The sequence below is a fragment of the Streptomyces sp. NPDC003032 genome (assembly GCF_053591415.1).
Genome location: NZ_JBSFTT010000011.1, coordinates 63,748 through 84,682, shown reverse-complemented (window position 1 = coordinate 84,682; position 20,935 = coordinate 63,748). Strand labels below are relative to the sequence as shown.

At 74.3% G+C, this 20,935-nt stretch carries 20 protein-coding genes; 16 read left to right on the top strand and 4 right to left on the bottom strand.

From position 1 onward, the window contains the following. Positions 1–13 precede the first annotated feature (13 nt). The 4 genes from ACWDZ7_RS17675 to ACWDZ7_RS17660 all read left to right on the top strand — a co-directional run bounded on the left by ACWDZ7_RS17675 (position 14) and on the right by ACWDZ7_RS17660 (position 5,809). Positions 14–796: a restriction endonuclease gene (locus ACWDZ7_RS17675; RefSeq protein WP_451797873.1), complete on the top strand. Its 783-nt coding sequence runs from the start codon at positions 14–16 to the stop codon at positions 794–796. A gap of 65 nt (positions 797–861) precedes the next feature. Then, on the top strand, positions 862–2,646 hold the full coding sequence (locus ACWDZ7_RS17670; RefSeq protein ID WP_451797871.1) for an N-acetylglutaminylglutamine amidotransferase: 1,785 nt from the start codon (positions 862–864) through the stop codon (positions 2,644–2,646). Beyond that, entirely contained in the window at positions 2,619–4,616 is a 1,998-nt protein-coding gene (locus tag ACWDZ7_RS17665; RefSeq protein WP_451797870.1) for a S9 family peptidase, read from the top strand. The genes ACWDZ7_RS17670 and ACWDZ7_RS17665 overlap by 28 nt, the downstream gene beginning before the upstream one ends. A gap of 98 nt (positions 4,617–4,714) precedes the next feature. Then, positions 4,715–5,809, top strand: coding sequence for a carboxylate-amine ligase (locus tag ACWDZ7_RS17660; RefSeq protein WP_451797869.1), 1,095 nt, complete (start codon positions 4,715–4,717; stop codon positions 5,807–5,809). A 66-nt stretch (positions 5,810–5,875) separates the two neighbouring features. Here ACWDZ7_RS17660 and ACWDZ7_RS17655 read toward each other — a convergent pair whose 3' ends face one another. Beyond that, entirely contained in the window at positions 5,876–6,076 is a 201-nt protein-coding gene (locus tag ACWDZ7_RS17655) for a hypothetical protein (RefSeq protein WP_451797868.1), read from the bottom strand. Positions 6,077–6,112: 36 nt separating this feature from the next. Then, positions 6,113–6,307 carry a DUF2795 domain-containing protein gene (locus ACWDZ7_RS17650; RefSeq protein ID WP_451797866.1) on the bottom strand — a complete coding sequence of 65 codons (195 nt, stop codon included), beginning with the start codon at positions 6,305–6,307 and terminating at the stop codon, positions 6,113–6,115. A gap of 155 nt (positions 6,308–6,462) precedes the next feature. On the opposite strand from ACWDZ7_RS17650, the gene ACWDZ7_RS17645 reads away from it, so the two are divergent. The 12 genes from ACWDZ7_RS17645 (at position 6,463) to ACWDZ7_RS17590 (ending at position 18,768) form a co-directional block, all read left to right on the top strand. Continuing rightward, a complete protein-coding gene (locus tag ACWDZ7_RS17645; protein ID WP_451797865.1) occupies positions 6,463–7,455 on the top strand; it encodes an NAD-dependent epimerase/dehydratase family protein in 993 nt (330 codons plus the stop codon). A gap of 135 nt (positions 7,456–7,590) precedes the next feature. Further along, positions 7,591–9,222, top strand: a complete 1,632-nt coding sequence (locus ACWDZ7_RS17640) for a carbamoyltransferase family protein (protein WP_451797863.1) — start codon at positions 7,591–7,593, stop codon at positions 9,220–9,222. Positions 9,223–9,225: 3 nt separating this feature from the next. Further along, on the top strand, positions 9,226–10,230 hold the full coding sequence (locus tag ACWDZ7_RS17635; protein ID WP_451797862.1) for a glycosyltransferase family 2 protein: 1,005 nt from the start codon (positions 9,226–9,228) through the stop codon (positions 10,228–10,230). Continuing rightward, positions 10,227–10,829, top strand: coding sequence for a D-glycero-alpha-D-manno-heptose-1,7-bisphosphate 7-phosphatase (locus tag ACWDZ7_RS17630; RefSeq protein ID WP_451797861.1), 603 nt, complete (start codon positions 10,227–10,229; stop codon positions 10,827–10,829). Before ACWDZ7_RS17635 ends, ACWDZ7_RS17630 begins: the two co-directional genes overlap by 4 nt. Beyond that, positions 10,826–11,815: a glycosyltransferase family 9 protein gene (locus tag ACWDZ7_RS17625; RefSeq protein WP_451797860.1), complete on the top strand. Its 990-nt coding sequence runs from the start codon at positions 10,826–10,828 to the stop codon at positions 11,813–11,815. Before ACWDZ7_RS17630 ends, ACWDZ7_RS17625 begins: the two co-directional genes overlap by 4 nt. Then, the gene (locus ACWDZ7_RS17620) at positions 11,812–12,762 is read left to right on the top strand and encodes a glycosyltransferase (RefSeq protein WP_451797858.1); all 951 of its coding nucleotides are present in this window, start codon (positions 11,812–11,814) and stop codon (positions 12,760–12,762) included. The genes ACWDZ7_RS17625 and ACWDZ7_RS17620 overlap by 4 nt, the downstream gene beginning before the upstream one ends. Positions 12,763–12,779: 17 nt before the next feature. After that, a complete protein-coding gene (locus tag ACWDZ7_RS17615) occupies positions 12,780–14,000 on the top strand; it encodes a glycosyltransferase (protein ID WP_451798101.1) in 1,221 nt (406 codons plus the stop codon). Further along, positions 14,000–14,587, top strand: a complete 588-nt coding sequence (locus ACWDZ7_RS17610) for a D-sedoheptulose-7-phosphate isomerase (protein WP_451797856.1) — start codon at positions 14,000–14,002, stop codon at positions 14,585–14,587. Before ACWDZ7_RS17615 ends, ACWDZ7_RS17610 begins: the two co-directional genes overlap by 1 nt. After that, a complete protein-coding gene (gene rfaE2 / locus ACWDZ7_RS17605) occupies positions 14,584–16,062 on the top strand; it encodes a D-glycero-beta-D-manno-heptose 1-phosphate adenylyltransferase (protein WP_451797855.1) in 1,479 nt (492 codons plus the stop codon). Before ACWDZ7_RS17610 ends, rfaE2 begins: the two co-directional genes overlap by 4 nt. Further along, positions 16,059–17,009 (top strand): glycosyltransferase family 9 protein, encoded by a 951-nt coding sequence (locus ACWDZ7_RS17600; RefSeq protein ID WP_451797854.1) that lies wholly within the window; start codon positions 16,059–16,061, stop codon positions 17,007–17,009. Before rfaE2 ends, ACWDZ7_RS17600 begins: the two co-directional genes overlap by 4 nt. Continuing rightward, positions 17,006–17,875, top strand: a complete 870-nt coding sequence (locus tag ACWDZ7_RS17595; RefSeq protein WP_451797852.1) for a glycosyltransferase family 2 protein — start codon at positions 17,006–17,008, stop codon at positions 17,873–17,875. The genes ACWDZ7_RS17600 and ACWDZ7_RS17595 overlap by 4 nt, the downstream gene beginning before the upstream one ends. Continuing rightward, positions 17,872–18,768, top strand: a complete 897-nt coding sequence (locus ACWDZ7_RS17590; protein WP_451797851.1) for a glycosyltransferase family 2 protein — start codon at positions 17,872–17,874, stop codon at positions 18,766–18,768. The genes ACWDZ7_RS17595 and ACWDZ7_RS17590 overlap by 4 nt, the downstream gene beginning before the upstream one ends. 101 nt (positions 18,769–18,869) lie before the next feature. Here the strand turns inward: ACWDZ7_RS17590 and ACWDZ7_RS17585 are convergent, their stop codons facing one another. Next, positions 18,870–20,030: a hypothetical protein gene (locus tag ACWDZ7_RS17585; RefSeq protein WP_451797849.1), complete on the bottom strand. Its 1,161-nt coding sequence runs from the start codon at positions 20,028–20,030 to the stop codon at positions 18,870–18,872. A gap of 101 nt (positions 20,031–20,131) precedes the next feature. Continuing rightward, positions 20,132–20,875: a TetR/AcrR family transcriptional regulator gene (locus tag ACWDZ7_RS17580; RefSeq protein WP_451797848.1), complete on the bottom strand. Its 744-nt coding sequence runs from the start codon at positions 20,873–20,875 to the stop codon at positions 20,132–20,134. Between the last annotated feature and the right edge of the window lie 60 nt (positions 20,876–20,935).

Sequence of the window (20,935 nt, the reverse complement as noted above, 5' to 3'; positions counted from 1 at the left end):
GTGAGGGAGCGCAATGACCGTACGTCCGGGCCCCGTTCGGCGCATGGACCGTGAGCGGCGCTTCGATCTGCGCGCGACCGCCCTGTTCTTCGTCCTGCTCGCGATCATCCTGTGCGTCGCGGCGTTCCTGGTGCGCACCGCGGCGAGCATCGTCGAGAGCCGCCCGCTGTGGGCCGTCGTCCTGGTCGTGGTGGGCGTCGCGGCCGCACTGCTGTGCCGGTTCAGGTGGCGCCGCTTCTCCGCCGCGCGATACGCGCGCCACGCCGCCGAGGCCCTGGAGGAAGCGGCGGAGAAGGCCTCCGACGACCTCCACGCCACGGCGGCGGACGCGGACGCGCCGCCCCTCGCCGAGCCGGTCGATCACCCCGTACTCGACTACCTCGCACTCGACGCCGACGGCTTCGAGCAGGCCATAGCGGAGCTGTGCGCCCGTGACGGCTGCCAGGCGGTGGAAGTGGTCGGCGGGGCCGGCGACCTGGGCGCTGACGTCATAGCGGCCACCTCGGACGGGAGGCGCGTCGTCATCCAGTGCAAGCACTACGGCGACACCAACAAGGTCGGCTCACAGGACCTGCAGCGCTTCGGAGGTACGTGCTTCACCGTGCACGGGGCCGACATCGCGGCGCTCGTCACGACGAGCGACTTCACCGCTCCGGCCCTCGCGTACGCACGGCAGTGCGGCATCGTCTGCGTGAACGGCGAGGATCTCCACGCCTGGCGCGACGGCACGGGCCCCAGCCCCTGGGCACATCGAGAGGGAGCAATCAGGGACGTATGCGAACAAGGTGAACCATAGAGTCTGAATGTGACCGACGTGGTCGCCGTCCGGGCTCGCCCGTGCGGCACAGCAGGGAGGTGCCAATGTGCGGTCTGAGCGGTGAGGTCCGCTTCGATGACCGGCGGCCGGACGTGGCCGCGGTGGAGCGCATGACGGACCGGATGGCGGCCCGTGGGCCCGACGGGCGGGGCGTCTGGTCGCAGGGCCCTGTGGCACTCGGCCACCGGCGACTGAAGATCATCGACCTGTCCGAGCGGGGCGCGCAGCCCATGGCGGACACCGAGGCCCGGCTGACCGGCGTCTTCAACGGCTGCGTATACAACTACCGGGAGCTGCGGGCGGAGCTGCGCGCGCTCGGGCACCGGTTCTTCTCCACCTCGGACACCGAGGTGGTCCTGAAGGCGTACCAGGAGTGGGGCACGGACTGCGTCGACCACTTCATGGGCATGTTCGCCTTCGCCATCGTGGAGAACGACACCGGACGTGTCGTACTCGCCCGTGACCGGCTCGGCATCAAGCCGCTGTATCTGTCGCACGGACCCGGCCGGCTGCGGTTCGCCTCGACGCTGCCCGCCCTGCTCGCGGGCGGCGGCGTCGACACGTCGCTCGACCCCGTCGCACTGCACCAGTACCTGAGCTGGCACGCCACGGTGGCCGCCCCGCGGACCGTGCTCAACGGCGTGCGCAAGCTGCCGCCCGCCACCGTGCGCGTGATCGAGCCGGACGGCTCCTACCGCGACCGGTGCTACTGGCAGCCGTCGTACACGCGCCGCGCGGAGTACGCGGACATGGACGCGGCGGACTGGCGCGACGCGGTCCTCGGCGCGCTGCGGACGGCGGTGCGCCGCCGCATGGTCGCCGACGTGCCGGTCGGCGTGCTGCTCTCGGGCGGCCTCGACTCGTCGCTGATCGTGGCGCTGCTGGCCGAGGAGGGCCAGCGGGGCCTCGCGACGTTCAGTGTCGGCTTCGAGTCGGAGGGCGGCGAGGAGGGCGACGAGTTCGCGTACTCGGATCTGATCGCCCGCGTCCACGAGACCGACCACCATCAGCTGATGGTGCCCTCGGACCGGGTGTCGACCGCCCTTGACCGGGCGGTCGCGGCCATGAGCGAGCCGATGATCAGCCATGACGTGGTCGCGTTCCATCTGCTGTCGGAGCAGGTCTCCAAGGAGCTGAGCGTCGTCCAGAGCGGCCAGGGCGCCGACGAGGTGTTCGCCGGCTACCGCTGGTATCCGCAGATGGCCGCCGTCGAGCGCGAGCGGGAGCCGGAGACGTACGCGGAGGTCTACTTCGACCGGCCGCACTCCGACTTCGCCCGCGTCCTCCAGCCGCACCTGCTCACCGGCCACGACGAGTCGGGACGGTTCGTCCGTGAGCACATGGCCGTGCCCGGGGCCGAGACCGCGCTCGACGCGGCGCTGCGGCTCGACACGCACGTCATGCTCGTCGACGACCCGGTCAAGCGCGTGGACAACATGACCATGGACTGGGGCCTGGAGGCCCGCACCCCCTTCCTCGACCACGAGCTGGTCGAGCTTGCCGCGGCCTGCCCGCCGGAGCTGAAGGTGGCGCAGGGCGGCAAGGGCGTCCTGAAGGACGCGGGCCGCGAGCTGCTGCCCCGAGAGATCGTCGACCGGCCCAAGGGCTACTTCCCGGTACCGGCGATCCGCCACATGGCGGGGCCCGTCCTCGAACGGGTGCGTACGGCGCTCTGGGCCCCCGAGGCCAGGGCGCGCGGCGTCTTCCGTGACGAGTACGTCGCCGAACTCCTCGCCGCCCCCGACGACCACCGCACGAAGCGCGGGGCGAACGCCCTGTGGCACGTAGCGTTGCTGGAGATATGGCTGCAGACACACGGGATCAACTGACCGTATCCACGTCGGCGGCGCCCGTGCCGGTGCCGCTGGCCGACGCGGCGGGCCTGCGGGACACGCCTCAGCCGCTGGTCTCGCACGGCTGCTGGTATCCGTCCGTGGACCCCACGGGCGAGCACGTGGCGTTCATCTGCGACCGGACGGGCGTCCCGCAGCTGTGGACGGGGCCAGTCGACGGTTCGGAGGTCCACCTGCTCGACGCGGACCCCGACCCGGTCACGGAGGTGGCCTGGTCCCCCGAGGGGCGGTGGATCGCCTACACGGTCGCCCCGGGCGGCGGCGAGCACACGCGGGTGCTGTGCGTACGCCCGGACGGCACCGGCCGCCGCATCGTGGCGGGCGCGGACTCCGGCAGCTCGGCGTACCTGGGCTGCTGGACGCGCGACGGCGCGGCGGTGGCGGTGACGGTGGCCGAACCGCCGCCCACGAGCCGGGCGGAACGCGACGGTCAGGCCACACTGCTCGGCGCGCCGGGCGGTCCGGACGGAGCGCTGGACCGGCTCGGCGCGTATCTGGTCGACCCCGAAGGGGTCCGCACGCCCGTGCTCGTCGCCGCCGAGCCGGGGGCCGCGACGCTGCGGGTGTGCGACATCAGCGAGGACGAGCGGTTCGCTCTGGTGCGCCGGGGGCCGCGGGGGCGGCGGGAGGCCATGGTGGTGCGCACCGCCGACCTCGGGACCGGTTCCGTGCTGCGGGTGGCGGACGGGGACCCGTGGATCGGCCGGTTCTCGCCGGACGGCCGCACCCTGTGGCTGCGCAGCGACCACGAGCGCGAGTTCGCCGCCCTGCTGGCGGCCGGTCTCGACGACGACGGCGGGCGCCTCGGCGTGTCGGTGGTGGCCGAGCGCGACGGCAGCGACCTGGAACTCCTCGCCTTCGCCGAGGACGGCCGCACGGCCGCTGTCGCGTGGAACGTGCGGGGCGCCAGTGAGCTGCAGACGCTGGGCCTCCCTGCGGGCGGGGCCGTGGTCGGCGGCGCGGTCACCGGGACCACGCCGCCCCGGGACGTACCGCTGCCGCACGAGGTGGTCACGCGGATCACCCGGGCCGGGCCGGGCGGGATGGTGCTGGCCGTGTCCGGTTCGCAGCGCCGCCCCGGAGTGTGGTGGGTGCCCCCGGGCGCACCGTCGACGCGTACGCCGTGGTCGTCCCGGGACGAGGACGCCGTACCGCCGGGCAGGCCGCCCGTGCGTCCCGTCCCGCTGCGGCCGGTCGCCCGCGACGGGCTGCCTCTCGGCGGCTGGTACTACCGGGCGCCGGACCGCGCGGCCGGCCGGCCCGCGCCGTGTGTGATCCATCTGCACGGCGGCCCGGAGGAGCAGGAGCGGCCCGTGTTCGACCCGCTGTACCACGAACTGCTTGGCCGGGGCCTGGACGTCTTCGCGCCCGATGTCCGCGGCTCGTCCGGGTGGGGGCGGTCGTTCGTGGACGCCGACCTCGGCACCGGGCGGTTCGCGGCGATCGACGATGTCGCCGACTGCGCGGCCCACGCGATCCTGAGCGGGCGCGCCGACCCGACGCGGCTCGCCGTGATGGGACGCTCGTACGGCGGATACCTGACGCTTGCGTCCCTCGTGTGGCATCCGGAGCTGTTCCGTACGGGTGTCGCGGTGTGCGGGATGTCCGACCTCGGGACGTTCTTCGCGGGGACCGAGCCGTGGATCGCGGAGTCCGCGGCGCACAAGTACGGCCACCCGGTGCGCGACCGGGAGCTGCTGCGTTCCCTCTCCCCCATGAGCCGCGTCGACGAGCTGCGCGTACCGCTGCTCGCCGTGCACGGCGAGCACGACACCAACGTCCCGCCCGGTGAGTCCGCGCAGGTGGTGCGTGCCGCGCGGGAGCGCGGACTGGCGGCCGAGCTGCTGACGCTCCACGACGAGGGCCACGAGTTCCGCCGGGCGGACAACCGGCGGCTGTTCCGACGTACCGCCGCCGACTGGCTGGAGCGTCACCTGAGCGGCTGAGGGCCGCCGGGCGGCCGGGCGTACCCGAAGGGCGGGCTGCCACAGGGACCGCCATCATGTCCGATTTATCCCGACCTTCGCCGGGTACCCGGTAGGACATGATCACTATTGGGGTCGAGGAAGAGTACGTGCTGCTCGATCCGGACACGTGCCTGCCGGTGCCGCTCGGGGACCAAGTGCGGGGAGCGGCCGGGCTCGGGCCGATCGTCGAGGACGCGGAGGTCCAGTCGGAGCTGCTGCAGGCGCAGGTGGAGGTCGCCACGCCGGTCTGCGGCGACCTGGAGGAGGTCGGCGGGCACCTGCTGCGGCTGCGGCACGCGCTCGGCGCGGCGGCGGAGCGCAGCGGCTGCCGCATCGCCGCCTGCGGGACGTTCCCCTATCGGACGGCGGCGCCCGTACCGGTGACCCGCAAGGCCCGCTATCTGGCGATGCGCTCCCAGGCCCCGCAGCTCGTGGCCGAGCAACTCGTCAACGGCATGCACGTGCACGCGGCCGTGCCGGACCAGGAGATGGGCGTCGCCGTCCTGAACCGTATCCGCGTCTGGCTGCCGGTCCTGGTCGCCATGTCCGCGAACTCGCCCCTGTGGGACGGCGACGACACCGGCTTCGCGAGCTGGCGCACGGTCGTCTTCGGCCGCTGGCCGGTGAGCGGGCCGCCGCCCCGCTTCGCCTCGCTCGCCGACCACGAGAGCCGCGTCCGGTCGCTGCTGGACACCGGCATCATCACCGACACCGGCCAGCTGTACTGGCAGGCCCGCCTCTCCGACCGCTACCCCACGGTCGAGGTGCGCTGCGCGGACGTGCAGCTGCGCGCCGACTCGGCGGTCATGTTCGCGGGGATCGTCCGGGCTCTGGTCGCCTCCGCCATACGTGACGAGAAGGCGGGCGCCCCGGTCCCGGAGTGCACACCAGAACTGCTGCTGGCGTGCAACTGGCACGCCGCGCGGCACGGATTGAGCGGCACGCTCATCGACCCCACCGGCCAGGCACGCCGCGCGGGCGACGTGCTGTGCATGCTGCTCGACCACCTCACGCCGGCCCTGGACGGGGCGGGGGACACCCGTGAGGTCACCTCGCTCGTGCACCGGCTGCTCCAGGAGGGCACCCCGGCCGACCGCCAACGGCGCGCACTGGCCGAGCACGGTCTGCCCGGCTTCGTGGACCTGATCACCGGGGAGACGGTCGCGCCCTGACACCTGTCCGCTCAAAACATGCGCCCGTCCCGCCGCCGTACCGCGCGGCGGGACGGACGGTCCGGCTCAGTCGGTGTTCCCCGAGCGTTCCCCTTTCGGGCCGCGCCCTCGTTCGGTGCGCGGGCCCCGGCTCTGCCAGTCGGGGTCCTCCTGGAGCGCCTCGCTGGCGGCCCGGTCGGCGTCCTGGTCGGAGACTCCCGACCGCTCGGCGTCCTTGCGCAGCCGTGCGCGGCGGGTGTCGTACTTCTTGCTTCCTGGTTCGGGCATGACCATCACCTCGCGGTCCGGGCTGTTCGCTCCGGGCTATTCGTTGTCGAATACGACTTTCTGGACCTTGTCCGGCCCGTCGAACTGGTCCGTGGAGGCGTTGGTGAGCTTATCGACGAGTGAGTCGTCGGCGCCGTTGTCCTTGGCCAGGCTGACCAGGTCGTCGCGGCTCGCGGGGTACTGGGCGCCCTTGAGCGCCTTCTGCAGGTCGATCGGGCTGATGCTCGCCATGGGTCGTCGTCTCCTTGCCTGTGCTGCCTTGGTGGTCGGACGGATCCATCGTGTCCACAGTCGATGCGGCGGCGCATGTCGGGACGTATGCGAAGGACCGATCCGGGTTACCCAGGCCGATACGCACGTGAAGGGACAGAAGTGAGGAGCTTCCCGTGAATGGACAGACCCGGCGCGGACAGGCCCGGCGCGGACAGACCTGGCGGCGGGCCTTGGTGACCGGCGGCGCCGGATTCGTGGGGTCCCACCTCTGCGGTCGGCTGCTCGACGACGGCTGCGCGGTCGTCTGCCTCGACAACCTGGTCACCGGCGCCCACGACAACGTGGCCGAGCTGCGCCGGCGCGAGCGCTTCCACTTCGTACGAGGCGATGCCACCGATCCCGTGGTCTGGCGCGCGCTGCCCGGCCGCTTCGACGCGGTGCTGCACTTCGCCTGCCCGGCCTCGCCCGCCGACTATCTCCGGCTGCCGCTGGAGACCCTGGACGTCGGCAGCAACGGCACCCGCCTCGCGCTGGAGCGCGCCCGCGCCGACGGCGCCCGCTTCGTCCTCGCCTCCACGTCCGAGGTGTACGGCGACCCGCTGGAGCACCCGCAGCGCGAGACCTACTGGGGCAACGTCAATCCGGTCGGGCCGCGCAGCGTCTACGACGAGTCCAAGCGCTTCGCCGAGGCCCTGGTCACCGCGCACAGCCGCGTGCACGGCACCGACGCGGCCATCGTCCGCATCTTCAACACCTACGGCCCGCGCATGCGCACCGGCGACGGCCGCGCCGTGCCCACCTTCATCGCGCAGGCCCTGGACGGCACGCCGCTGACCGTGGCCGGTGACGGCAGCCAGACGCGCTCGCTGTGCTACGTCGACGACACCGTCGACGGCGTCCTCGCCCTGGCCGCCTCCGGTGAGCCAGGGCCGGTCAACATCGGCGGCGGCGAGGAGATCACCATGGTCGACCTCGCCCACCGCGTCGTCGGCCTCACCGGCTCCGCCTCACACGTCCGGTTCGTCGAACGCCCGGTCGACGACCCGCGGCGGCGCCGCCCCGACACCCGGCTGGCCCGTGAGCGCCTCGGCTGGCAGCCACAGGTGGACTGGACCGAGGGCCTGGAGCGGACGATCGGCTGGTTCACCCGGTCAGTGGCTGCCTGAACCGCTCCGGACAGGGCGGACGCCGCCCCGGGTTGCTGTCGAGGGAGTTGTCTCCAAGTGTTTGAGGCAGCCTCAGCGCGGGACCCGCGAGACCAGAGTGTCCCTTTACGTCGCCCGGGACGGAGTACGACCCCCATGCGCATCCTTGGAATCAACGCCCTCTTCCACGACCCGGCCGCCGCCCTCGTCGTGGACGGGCGCACGCTCGCCGCCGCCGAGGAAGAGCGGTTCAGCCGCCGCAAGCACGGCAAGCGACCCGTACCGTTCTCCGCGTGGGAGCTGCCGGAGCTGTCCGCCCGCTGGTGTCTGGAGCACGCCGGTATCCGGCCCGACGAGCTGGACGCGGTCACGTACTCGTACGACCCCAAACTCGCCAGGCCCGCCGCCGACATGGGCCTGGACGATCCCTGGGACCCGCTGCGCCAGGACTACGCCCGCCGCGCCCCCGAGTTCCTCGCCGAGGCCCTGCCCGGACTCGACCCCGACCAGGTCGTCTTCGTCCCGCACCACGTGGCGCACGCCGCCTCCGCCGGACGCGCCGCCCCGCACCCCGACAGCGCGGTCCTCGTCCTGGACGGCCGCGGCGAGTGCGCCTCCCACCTGGCCGGCCGCTACGACGGCGGCAAGCTCGACACCCTCTTCAGCCAGCCGCTGCCCGACTCGCTCGGCCTCGTCTACGAGGATCTGACACAGCATCTCGGCTTCCTGCGCAGCAGCGACGAGTACAAGGTGATGGCGCTCGCCTCCTACGGCAAGCCACGCTTCCTGCCCCGGCTGCGCCAGTACGTCCATGCCACCGGCGACGGCGGCTTCCGCGCCCACGGCGTCGACTGGGCCGCCCTCGCCCCGGCCCGCGGCAAGAACGAGCCGTGGACCCAGGACCACGCCGACCTGGCCGCGAGCACCCAGGCCGTCCTGGAGGAAGTCCTCCTGGAACTCGTGCACTGGCTGCACCGCGAGGCCGGCGGCGAGGCCATCGCCCTGGCCGGCGGCGTCGCCCTCAACTGCGTCGCCAACAGCAGGATCGCGGCGCGGGGCCCGTACCGGCACGTATGGGTGCAGCCCGCCGCCGGGGACGCGGGGACCGCGCTCGGCGGCGCGCTGCACGTGGCGGAGAACCCGCAGCCGATGCCCGGTGCCGACCTCGGGCGCGGCTGGAGCGACCAGGAGATCCGCGCCTGGCTGGAGGAGGCCGGCGTCCCGTACGAGGAGCCGGCCGACATCGCCGAGACGGTCGCCGATGAGCTGGCCGGGGACGGTGTCGTCGCCTGGTTCCAGGGGCGCAGCGAGTACGGGCCGCGCGCGCTCGGCCACCGCTCCCTGCTGGCCCATCCGGGCCGCGCGGAGAACCTGGAGCGGCTCAACCGGGTCAAGGGCCGTGAGGAGTTCCGGCCGGTCGCGCCCATGGTCCTCGCCGAGCGCGCCCATCAGCTGTTCAGCGGGCCGCTGCCGAGCCCGTACATGCTCTTCGTGCACGATGTCGCCCCGCAGTGGCGCGACCGTATCCCGGCCGTCGTGCATGTCGACGGCACCGCCCGCATCCAGACCGTCGAGGCCCGCCAGGAGCCGCTGGTGGCGCGCATGCTGAGCGCCTTCGAGCACCGCACCGGGCTGCCCGTGGTCGTCAACACCAGCCTGAACACCGCCGGGCGGCCCATGGTCGACGATCCGCGCGACGCCCTGGAGTGCTTCGGCTCCGCTCCCGTGGACCTGCTCGCCATCGGTCCCTTCGCGGTGCGTCGGGGCGCGATGTACGGGAGGGCCTGACGTATGACGGCCTACGCCGTGGTGATCCCCACGCTCGTCCGCGACACGCTCGCCGACTGCCTCGCCGCGCTCGCCGCCGCGACCGGACCGGAGCCCGAGGAGATCGTCCTCGTCGACGACAGGCCCGGGACCGAGCCGGACCCGGCGGCGCTGGAGCACCCGCTGAGCGTCCTCGGCGACCTGCGCGAACGCACCCTGGTGATCCACAGCGGCGGGCGCGGGCCCGCCGCCGCCCGCAACACCGGGCTGCGGGCCACCACCACGCCCTGGGTCGCCTTCCTCGACGACGACGTGCAGGTCGGCCCGCACTGGTGCGACCAGCTCGTCCAGGACCTGGCGGCGGCGGGGCCCGACACCGGCGGCGTGCAGGGCGTCATCACGGTGCCGCTGCCCGGCGAGCGCAGCCCCACCGACTGGGAGCGCGGCACCGCCGGCCTGGCGCAGGCGCGCTGGATCACCGCCGACATGGCCTTCCGTGCCGAGGCGCTGAAGCAGGTCGGCGGCTTCGACGAGCGCTTCCCGCGCGCCTTCCGCGAGGACGCCGACCTGGCTCTGCGTGTCCTGGACGCCGGGTGGGGCATCCGGCAGGGGCGGCGCACCACCCGGCATCCGGTGCGGCCCGCCGACCGCTGGGTGTCGCTGCGCGCGCAGCGCGGCAACGCCGACGACGCCCTCATGCGGCGGCTGCACGGGCCCGACTGGTGGCAGCGGGCCTTCGCCCCGCGCGGGCGGCTGCGCGGCCACCTCGCGATCACGGCGGCCGGCCTCGCCGCCGCTGCCCTCGCCGTGAGCGGGCGACGGCGGGCCGCCACGGCTGCCGCGCTCGGCTGGGCCGCGGGCACCGGTGAGTTCGCGTGGGCGCGCATCGCGCCGGGGCCGCGCACCCGGCAGGAGGTCGACACGATGCTCGCCACCAGTGTGCTGATCCCGCCCGCCGCCACCTGGCACTGGCTCAGCGGCCGGTGGCGCCACCGCGGCGCCGCTCCGTGGCGGGAGGTGGCGCCGTGACCGCGATCGACGTGGTGCTGTTCGACCGCGACGGCACGCTCGTGGAGGACGTGCCCTACAACGGTGACCCCGACCTGGTCCGGCCCGTGCCCGGCGCCGGTGAGGCCCTCGCCCTGCTGCGCGCCAGCGGCATCGGCACGGGCGTCGTCACCAACCAGTCCGGCGTCGCACGGGGCCTCATCTCCACCGCGGATGTCCGCCGCGTCCATGAGCGGCTCGACGAGTTGGTGGGCCCCTTCGACGTGTGGGCGGTGTGCCCGCACGGCCCCGACGACGGCTGCGGCTGCCGCAAGCCGCGGCCCGGCATGATCCTCATGGCCGCGGAGCGGCTGCGCACCCCTGCGGAGCGGATCGCCGTGATCGGTGACATCGGCGCCGACGTCGAGGCCGCCCGCCGGGCCGGGGCCCTCGGCATCCTCGTCCCCAACGCGCAGACGCGGCCCGAGGAGGTCACGGCCGCCGAGCACGTGGCGGCCGACCTGCTGTCCGCCGTGCACGCGGTGCTCGCGGGGCCGCCGCCCCTCAAGGACGTACTGACCGACGAGCGCGTACTCAATGACGGGCCTCTCGTCCGGGACGCCGGTGGGAGGGTGCCATGAGGGCTCTCGTCACCCGCCTGGACAGCTTCGGCGACGTGCTGCTCGCCGGGCCCGCGATCCGCGCCGTCGCCGCCCGCGCCGACCACGTCACCGTGTTGTGCGGGCCGCTCGGCGCCCCCGCCGCGCACCTGCTGCCGGGCGTCGACGACATCCTCGTATGGGACGCGCCCTGGGTCGGCTTCTCCCCTCCGCCCGTCGGCCGCGGAGAGGTCGAGCAGCTCGTCGACACGGTCGACGCCGACACGGCGCTGATCCTCACCTCCTTCCATCAATCGCCGCTGCCGACCGCCCTGCTGCTGCGGCTGGCCGGTGTGGAGCGCATCGCGGCGGACAGCGTGGACTACCCCGGTTCGCTGCTCGACGTACGCCACCGGCGCGCGCCGCACGCCCATGAGGCCGAGGCCGCTCTCGATCTGGCCGAGGCCGCCGGGTTCCCGCGACCGGACGACGGGCGGCTGCGGGTGGTGGTGCCGCCCGTCACCACCGGTGTCACCGGCCCGGGGCCGTACGTCGTGGTGCACCCCGGAGCCAGCGTCCCCGCCCGCGCCTGGAGCGCGGAACGGTGCGCCGAAGCCGTACGGGAACTGACGGCGGCCGGCCATCGGACCGTGGTGACCGGCGGACCGGGGGAACGCGAGCTGACCGCCGCCGTCGCCGGTGAACACGGCCTCGACCTCGGCGGCCGCACCGGCGCCGCCGAACTCTCCGGCGTGCTCGCCGGGGCCGGGGCCGTCGTCACGGGCAACACCGGGCCCGCCCATCTCGCCGCCGCCGTCGGCACGCCCGTCGTCTCCCTGTTCGCCCCCGTCGTACCGGCCGAGCGCTGGCGGCCCTACGGCGTCCCGTATGTCCTGCTCGGCGACCAGGACGCGCTCTGCGCGGACAGCCGCGCCCGGCACTGTCCGGTGCCCGGCCACCCGTGCCTGGAGTCGGTGACCGCGCACGACGTCGTGGCCGCCGTGGAGAAGGTGTTGGTCGCTCGATGAGGATTCTGATCTGGCACGTGCACGGCTCGTGGACCACGGCGTTCGTCCAGGGCCCGCACACCTGCGTCGTCCCGGTCACCCCGGACCGCGGGCCCGACGGCCTCGGCCGCGCCCGCACCTTCGACTGGCCGGATTCCGTGCTCGAACTCCCGCCGGAAGAGCTGCGGGACGCCGGTATCGACGTGGTGATCCTGCAACGCCCGCACGAGTACGCCCTCGCGCAGGAGTGGCTGGGCCGCCGCCCGCCCATGGTGTACCTGGAGCACAACGCCCCGGACGGCGACGTGCCGAACACTCCGCACCCGGCCGCCGACCTGCCCGGCGTCCCGCTCGTCCACGTCACCCACTTCAACCGTCTGATGTGGGACGCCGGGAGCGCCGCGACCAGCGTCATCGAGCACGGCATCGTCGATCCAGGGCCGCTGTGGACCGGCGAGATCCCGCATGCGGCCGTCGTCACGAACGAGCCGATCCGGCGCGGCCGCACGACGGGCACCGACCTGCTGCCCGCCTTCGCGCGGGCCGCTCCCCTGGACGTCTTCGGCATGAAGACCGACGGGCTCGCCGACCACCTCGGCCTGCCGCCCGAGCGGTGCCGTACGCACGAACTCGTCCAGCGCGAGCTGCACACGGAGATGGCCAGGCGCCGCCTCTACCTCCACCCGGTCCGCTGGACCTCCCTCGGCCTGTCGCTCCTGGAGGCGATGCACCTCGGCATGCCCGTGGTCGCCCTCGCCACCACCGAGGTGACCGAGGCGGTGCCGCCGGGCGCGGGGGTGGTCTCCACCCGCGTCGATGTCCTGGCCGACGCCGTCCACGACTTCATCGCCGACCCGCGGTACGCCCGTACGGTCGGCGACGAGGCACGCGCGGCGGCGCTCGACCGGTACGGGCTGTCCCGCTTCCTGGACGACTGGGAGCGGCTGTTGAAGGAGGTGACCCGATGAGGATCGCCGGTGAGCCGATGAGGATCGCCATGGTGTCCGAACACGCGAGCCCGCTCGCCGCGCTCGGCGGTGTCGACGCGGGTGGCCAGAACGTGTACGTCGCCCGCCTCAGCGAGGAGCTCGCGCGCCGCGGACACGACGTCACCGTCTACACGCGGCGCGACTCCACCGACCTGCCCGACCGTGTGCCGCTGCCCGGCGGCGCCGTCGTCGAGCACGTCGCGGCCGGACCTCCCGGGACCGTCCCCAAGGACGCGCTGTTCGAGCACATGCCCGCCTTCGGGGCCCACCTGGCCCACGCCTGGCGCGACGAGCGACCCGATGTGGCGCACGCGCACTTCTGGATGTCCGGCATGGCGTCGCGGCTCGGCGCGCACCCGTACGGCATTCCGGTCGTCCAGACCTTCCACGCCCTCGGCACGGTCAAGCGGCGCCACCAGGGCCGGGACGACACCAGCCCGGCCGAGCGCCTCGGCATCGAGCGACAGCTCGGCCGCACCTGCGCGCGGACTCTCGCGACGTGCTCCGACGAGGTGCGGGAACTCGCCGCCATGGGCGTGCACCGCCAGGCGGTGTCCGTGGTCCCGTGCGGGGTCGACGTCGACTGCTTCCACCCCGGGGCGAAGGACGCCGGCACTCCCGCGCGCGAGCGGCGGCACCGTCTCCTGGCCTGCGGCCGGCTGGTGCCCCGCAAGGGCTACGACCAGGCGATCCGTGCCCTCGCCCGGATCCCGGACACGGAGCTGCTCATCGCCGGCGGCCCGGCCGCAGGCGCGCTGGAGAGCGACCCGGAGGCCGCACGGCTGCGCGAAGTCGCCGAGAAGGAAGGCGTGGCCGACCGGGTGCGGCTGCTCGGCGCGGTCGACCCGCGCCGGATGCCGGCGCTCATCGGCAGCGCCGACCTGGTCCTGTGCACGCCGTCGTACGAACCCTTCGGCATCGTCCCGCTGGAGGCCATGGCCTGCGGGACACCCGTCGTGGCCACGGACGTCGGTGGTCACCGGGACACCGTCGCCGACGGACGCACCGGACGGCGCGTGCCGCCGGGTGACGCGTCGGAGACCGCCGACGCCGTCCGTGACCTGTTCGGGGACGAGCGGAGGCTTCGCCGCTTCGGCGAGGCGGGACGTGAACGCGTGCTGGCCCGTTTCACCTGGCAGCGCGTCGCGGACGGAGTGGAACAGGTCTACCGGCAGACCGTCCGGGGCCGCCGAGAACTGCGTACGGAGGTCGCCTGATGAGCACCCACGCCGAATCGTCCGTCACCGCGCACTGCGACGAACACGTCGACGCCATGGCCCGGTTCCGCGACCGGGCCCACCTCACCGAGCGGTGGGGCGAGCGGCTCGCGACCGCCCTCGGCGGTGGCGGCCGGCTGCTGGCCGCGGGCAACGGCGGCAGCGCCGCGCAGGCCCAGCACCTGACCGCCGAGCTCGTCGGACGCTACCGCGACGACCGGCCGCCGTTCTCGGCGATCGCCCTGCACGCCGACACGTCGAGCACGACCGCCATCGCCAACGACTACGGCGTCGACGAGCTCTTCGCCCGCCAGGTGCGCGCCCACGGCCGCGCCGGTGATGTGCTGATGCTGCTGTCCACCAGCGGCGCGAGCGCCAACCTGCTGTCGGCCGCCGACGCCGGGCGCGCCGCGGGCATGACCGTGTGGGCGCTGACCGGGCCCTCCCCGAACCCGCTTGAGGCGGGCAGCGACGAGGCGCTGTGCGTACCGGGCACCTCCACGGCGACCGTCCAGGAACTCCACCTGGTGGCGGTGCACATGGTGTGCGCGGCGTTCGACGCGGCGGTGGAGAGGGGGGCGGCGTGAGCGGCGCCAGGGCACCGTTGCTGGTGGTCGGCGACGCGCTGCTCGACCGTGATGTGAGCGGCACCGCCGACCGGCTCGCCCCCGACGCGCCCGTGCCGGTCGTCGCCGAGCGCGGGCGGCGGTCGCGGCCGGGCGGCGCCGCACTCGCGGCCCGGCTCGCGGCCGACGACGGCCGGGACGTCACGCTGATCACCGGAGTGGGCGCCGACCCGGCGAGCGAGGAGCTGCACCGGCTGCTGGACGGCCGGGTGAAGGTGATCGGCCTGCCGCTGACCGGCGCGCTGCCGGAGAAGACCCGGGTGCTCGCGCGGGGCCGTCCGGTGGTCCGCGTCGACCGCGGTGACGGCCGTGTCCGCGAGGCCACCGACGAGGCCCGCGAGGCGGTCCGCGCGGCCCCGGCCGCCTTGGTCGCCGACTACGGCCGTGGCGCGGCCGACGCCCTGCGGGACGTGCTGGCCGAGCGTCCTCCGGTCGTCTGGGACCCGCATCCGCGCGGCGGGGCACCGGTGCCGGGGACGCGGCTTGTGACTCCGGCGCGGTCGGAGGCGCGTACGTTCGCGGCGGCGGCCGACGAGCAGGGTGGCCGCGATGTGCCGGAGGGCGACTTGCGCGGTGCCGCCCGCGACGCCGCCGCGCTCGTACGGCGCTGGGAGGCGGCCTCCGTCTCGGTGACCATGGGTGCGCGGGGCGCCCTGCTGTCGTACGGCGACCATCCCTTGTTCATCCCCGCGCCCGCCGCCCACCACGGTGACCCGTGCGGTGCGGGTGACCGGTTCGCCGCCGCCGCGGCGGGTCTGCTGGCCGACGGCGCGCTCGTCGGTGAGGCGGTGGAAGGTGCCGTGGCCGCCGCGAGCGCGTTCGTCGCCGAGGGCGGCGCGGGTGGGGTGACCTCCCGTTCACCGGAGGCTCGCTCCCGGCCGCCGTCCGCTTCCGCCGACGAGGGCGGCGAGGACGCGGCCCCCGACCCGCATGCCGTCATCGCCCGGGTGCGGGCCGCCGGTGGCACCGTCGTCGCGGCGGGTGGCTGCTTCGATCTGCTGCACGCCGGGCATGTACGGCTGCTCCAGACGGCCCGTCGCATCGGCGACTGCCTGATCGTCTGCGCGAACTCCGACGCGTCCGTGCGGCGCCGCAAGGGCGAGGACCGCCCCGTGAACCCGCTCGTCGACCGGGCCCGTGTGCTGCTCGCCCTGGGCTGCGTCGACGCGGTGGCCGTCTTCGACGAGGACACCCCGGAGCGGCTCCTGACGGGACTGCGCCCCGACGTATGGGTCAAGGGCGGCGACTACTCGGGCGCGGACCTCCCCGAGGCGACGCTGCTGGAGGAGTGGGGCGGTCAGGCGGTGCTGCTGCCGTACCTGGACGGCCGCTCCTCGACCTCGCTGCTCGCGCGGGCCGCGGGTGCCCGGACTCGGGCCGCCCACGCCGCCACCGGGGCCGAGCGTACGAACGCCCGTGCGGAGGACGTCCGATGACCCGACCCCGGCTGCTCGTCCTGCGTGCCCTCGGGCTCGGTGATCTCCTCGCCGGTGTACCGGCGCTGCGCGCCCTGCGCCGGGGACTGCCCGAGCACGAGCTGGTGCTGGCCGCCCCCGCCGAGCTGGCTCCGGTCGCCGCGGCGAGCGGCGTCGTCGACCGGCTGCTGCCCGCCTCCGCCCCCGGCCGCGCCGTACCGGACCACCTCGACTGGACGGGCGCCCCGCCCGACATCGCCGTCGACCTGCACGGCAACGGACCGCCCAGCCACCGTCTGCTCCAGACGCTCGGCCCGCGCCGCCTGTTCGCGTTCGCCCATCCGCAGACCCCGGAGATCGAGGGGCCCCCGTGGTGGGCGGAGGAACACGAACGGGACCGCTGGTGCCGCTTCCTGGAGTTCTACGGCATCCCCGCCGACCCCGCCGACCTGCGGCTGCACCGCCCGGCGGCCCCCTCCCCCGCGCCGGGCGCCGTCGTGCTGCACCCGGGCGCCGGCGCCCCCTCCCGCTGCTGGCCCGTGGAGCGCTACGCCGCCGTCGCCACCGCCCTGCGCGAGCGCGGCCACCGCGTCGTGGTCACCGGAGGGCCGGGCGAGGACGACCTCGTGGCCCGGCTGACCAAGCAGGCCCAGCTGCCCGACACCGACACCTTCGCCGGCGGCCCGCCCTTCGAACGGCTCTCCGCGCTGGTCGCGGGCGCCCGCGCGGTCGTCAGCGGCGACACCGGCATCGCGCACCTCGCCGTGGCCCACGCGACCCCGTCGGTCACCCTGTTCGGCCCGGTCCCGCCGAGCCGCTGGGGCCCACCGGCCGGCCCGCGCCACCGCGCGCTGTGGCACCCCGGCCCGGACGGCGATCCGCACGCACGCCACACCGACCCGGCACTGCTGCGCATCGCCACCGATGACGTACTGCAAGCCCTCGACCAACTCCCCCACGCCTCATGAACCCCACACCCGACACAGGCGTCGTGATCGCCACCCGCAACCGCGCGGACAGTCTGTGCCGCACCCTGCGGCACCTGCTCGACCTGCCCGAACGGCCCGAGATCCTCGTCGTCGACAACGCCTCGAAGGACGACACCCGGGCCCGGCTCGCCCGCGACTTCCCCCAGGTCCAGGTGGTGCCGCTGCCGCACAACCGGGGCGCTCTCGCCCGCACCGACGGCGTGCGCGCCCTGCGCACCCCGTACGTGGCGTTCAGCGACGACGACTCCTGGTGGGCGCCCGGAGCCCTGGAGCACGCGGCCAAGCTGATGGACACGCATCCCCGGCTCGGCCTGGTCTCCGCCCGCACCCTGGTGGGCTCCGCCGAGGAACCCGACCCGCTCAACGACGTCCTCGCCACGTCCCCGCTCGGCCCGGCGGACGACCTGCCGGGCACTCAGGTCCTCGGCTTCCTCGCCTGCGCCTCCGTCGTCCGCCGCAGCGCCTACCTGGACGTCGGCGGCTTCCATCCCCTGCTGTTCTTCGGCGGCGAGGAGACCCTGCTCGCCTACGATCTCGCCGCGCGCGGCTGGGGCGTCACCCACTGCCCGGACGTGGTCGCCCACCACCATCCCGATCCGGCGCCGCGCGGCGGCCGCCCGGCCAGGATGCGCCGCAACGAACTCCTCACCCTGTGGCTGCGCCGCCCCCTGCCGCACGCCCTGGCCCGCACCGGCCGGCTGGCGGCCGACGCCCGCCGCGACCCGGCCGCCCGGCAGGCCCTGCGCCAGGCCCTCGCACGCCTGCCGGCGGCCCTACGTGCCCGCCGCCCCCTCCCCCCGCACCTTGAGCAAGCCGCCTGCACGCTGGACGGAGCACAGCCATGACCGACCCACGCACCACCGTCGTCGTCATCACCCACAACCGCCGCCCCGAGTTGCTCCGCACCCTGGACCGGCTGGCCGAACTCCCCGAAGAGCCAGAGGTGGTCGTCGTCGACAACGGCTCCACCGACGGCACCGCGGACGCCGTCACCCGCACACACCCGTGGGTGCGCCTGCTGTGCCCCGGACGCAATCTCGGCGCCATCGGCCGCAACCTCGCGGTCCGCGAGATCCGTACGCCGTACGTGGCGTTCTGCGACGACGACTCCTGGTGGGCGCCCGGCTCGCTGTCCGGCGCGGCCGACCTCCTCGACCGGCACCCCGCGGTCGCCACCGTCACGGCCCGCATCGTGGTCGAACCGGAGGGCACCGAGGACCCGATCGTCGAGGAGCTGCGCCATTCGCCCGTGCCGGGACCGGAGTGGCTGCCGGGCCCCGCGCTGGGCTCCTTCCTGGCCGCGGCGACCGTGCTGCGCACCGACGCCTTCCGCGCCGCGGGCGGCTTCAACCCGCGGTTGTGGCTGGGCGGCGAGGAGGAGTTGCTCGCCGCCGACCTGGCGGCGGACGGCTGGTGGCTGACGTACGCGGACCACCTGACGATCCATCATCACCCTTCCCGCGTACGGGACTCCACGCTCCGCCGGGCACACGGCATCCGCAACACGCTGTGGTTCACCTGGCTGCGGCGCCCGGCGCGCCCCGCACTGCGCCGGACCCTCCACCTGGCCCGCACGGTCCCGCGCGACACCGTGTCCCTGCGGGCCTTCGCGCAAGCCGCGGCCGCCCTGCCGTGGGTGCTGCGCGAGCGCCGCGTGCTGCCGACGGAGGCCGAGGCGCGGCTGCGGGTCCTGGAAGAGGCACAGCGGCAGTCGTCGGCCCGCCGCTACGTGGGCTGAAACGGACCGAAGTCCCCCGACGGACACCGCGAGCGACGGTCGCGCCGCAGACCTCGCTCCATCTCGTGCAGGATGCGCTGCGCGAAACTGATGGCACCGCCCTACTCATGCGGGTTGTTCGTGCCGCGGAAGCGGCCGAACGCCTTCGTGAGGGCGCTCAGCGGCGAGCCGTCCGCCTTGGCAGGCCCCGGCGCGGCCGGCCGGGGCACACCGTCGCCGCCACTCGTCTCGGCCAGCGCGGCCATCGCCGCCTCGGCCGCCTCCTGGTACAGGTCACGCGATTTCGTCATGGCGTCGAGCGCCTCGGCGTACTTGGTGACCATGCCCTGGGCGTGGACCAGCTCCTCGTCCGGGGTGAGCAGGTGCCAGCCGTGGCGCAACCGCGTCAGGGCCCGCTCGGCGTCGGCCGGCAGCGGGTGCGGCAGCGCGGCGAACTCCATGATCCTGTCGAGGAGTTCGGTCGGTTCCGAGCCGTCCAGGAAGACGCTGCGCACCGTGAAACGCTCCGCGTGGTCATCCGCGCCCAGCTCCGCCGTGGGCAGGACGACGGCGCCGCCGCGCGGCATCCGCACGCCCAGCTCCCGCTTCATCGCGAAGTCGGCGATCTGTGCCTGCTCGGGCGTGCCCCGGTGCTCGACGACCCGGTGCCGCAGGCTCGGCGGCAGGAACGCCGAGACCGGCTGCTGCCCCCTGGCGTCCGGCGTCATCGCCTCGTGGACGACGACGTGGACGAACCAGCTCTGCCGGGTGCAGTCCCGCAGCCGGTGGCGCAGCTCGTCGTCGTCCTTCGGCAGGTGGTTGGTGCTCCGCAGGCGCACGCCCGGCACCGTGTCGTGGTCCCAGGCGACGCGGTCGCTGTCGGGCCAGAACATGGTGGCGGGCGACGGCCAGTGCGCGTCCCACGCCCGCTCCGCCTCGGCGGCGAGGACCCAGATGACGCCCTCGCCCTCCTTGCGGCGGGCCTCGGGGTCGTACGTCGTCAACTGTGCCCGCACCGTCACGTCGTCGGCCACGCGCCAGCGGGCCTCGAAGAGACGGCGCGCGGAGGGGCCCGGGTCGGCGGACTCGTCACGCGGGTGCAGGACGGTGGAGCGGGCCGCCTCGACGGGGTCGAGGTCCAGGAAGTCGTCGAGCACCCCGGCCGCCTTGAGGGCGATCAGGTTGCGCCGGACATCCTGCTCGGGCTCGGGCCCGAGGTGGCGCCCGCGCCCCAGCCACGCGGTGTCGGGGACGGTGGTCGAGGAGGTGCTGTTCTTGGCCATGGAGTCGTTCTGTGGGTGATCGGGACTCGACCAGTATGGTCATTCGGCCTGGTAATGGAAGTGGTACCAGCGTTTCGGCGCCCGGCGGGCCCGAAGTCGCCTCAGGTCCCGGCGCCCCGCGCCGGAACCCGGCGGTGGATGTCCGCAAGCAGGTTCCGCATCGCCATGCGGAAGATCTCGGCCTGGTGGTCGCCTAGGAAAGAGGTGTGCCCGAACACCTCCAGGACGACGAGGCCGTGCAGGTGTCCCCACGCGCTCAGGAGGAGCGCGGTCGCGGGGGCGGGCATGTCCCCCAGCCCGTCCTTCGGCAGTTGTTCCAGATGTGCCCGGAGTGAGGGCGAGAGCGCGGGGGTCTCGGCCGCGGCGAGCTGTTCCGCGGTGAACCCGTCGAACAGTTCGCGTTCGAAGATGGCGCTCATCCGCCGCATCGCGTGCGTGGTCGGGCCTTCGGAGGGTGCCGCGTAGTCCCTCAGCGGCGTTCCGTAGAGGAGCTGGAAGCGCTCGGGGTGGGCGATGGCCCATCGGCGGTAGCCCTCGGCCGCGACCACCAGGCGCGGCAGGGCCGGACCGTCCGCCGCGGTGTCGACGGCGGCCCGCACGGCCTCCGCCAAGTCGTCGTACGCCTTGGCGACGAGTGCCGTGACCAGGGCGTCCCGGCTCGGAAAGTAGTGGTAGAGCGCCTGCACGGTCATCCCGAGGCTCCGGGCCACCGCCCGCAGGGACAGGGCCGCGGGGCCGTGTTCGGTGATGTGGCGCTCGGCGGCGTCCAGGATCTCCCGCGTGGCGGCGGCCCGGCGTCGCCGGCGCAGCGAAGGCGGGGCGGCCATCTGTTCGTCGACGGACATGCGACGACCGTACGACGTCAACTCGCGCCCCGCACCGCACAGTTGCGAGGTGTGAGGAAA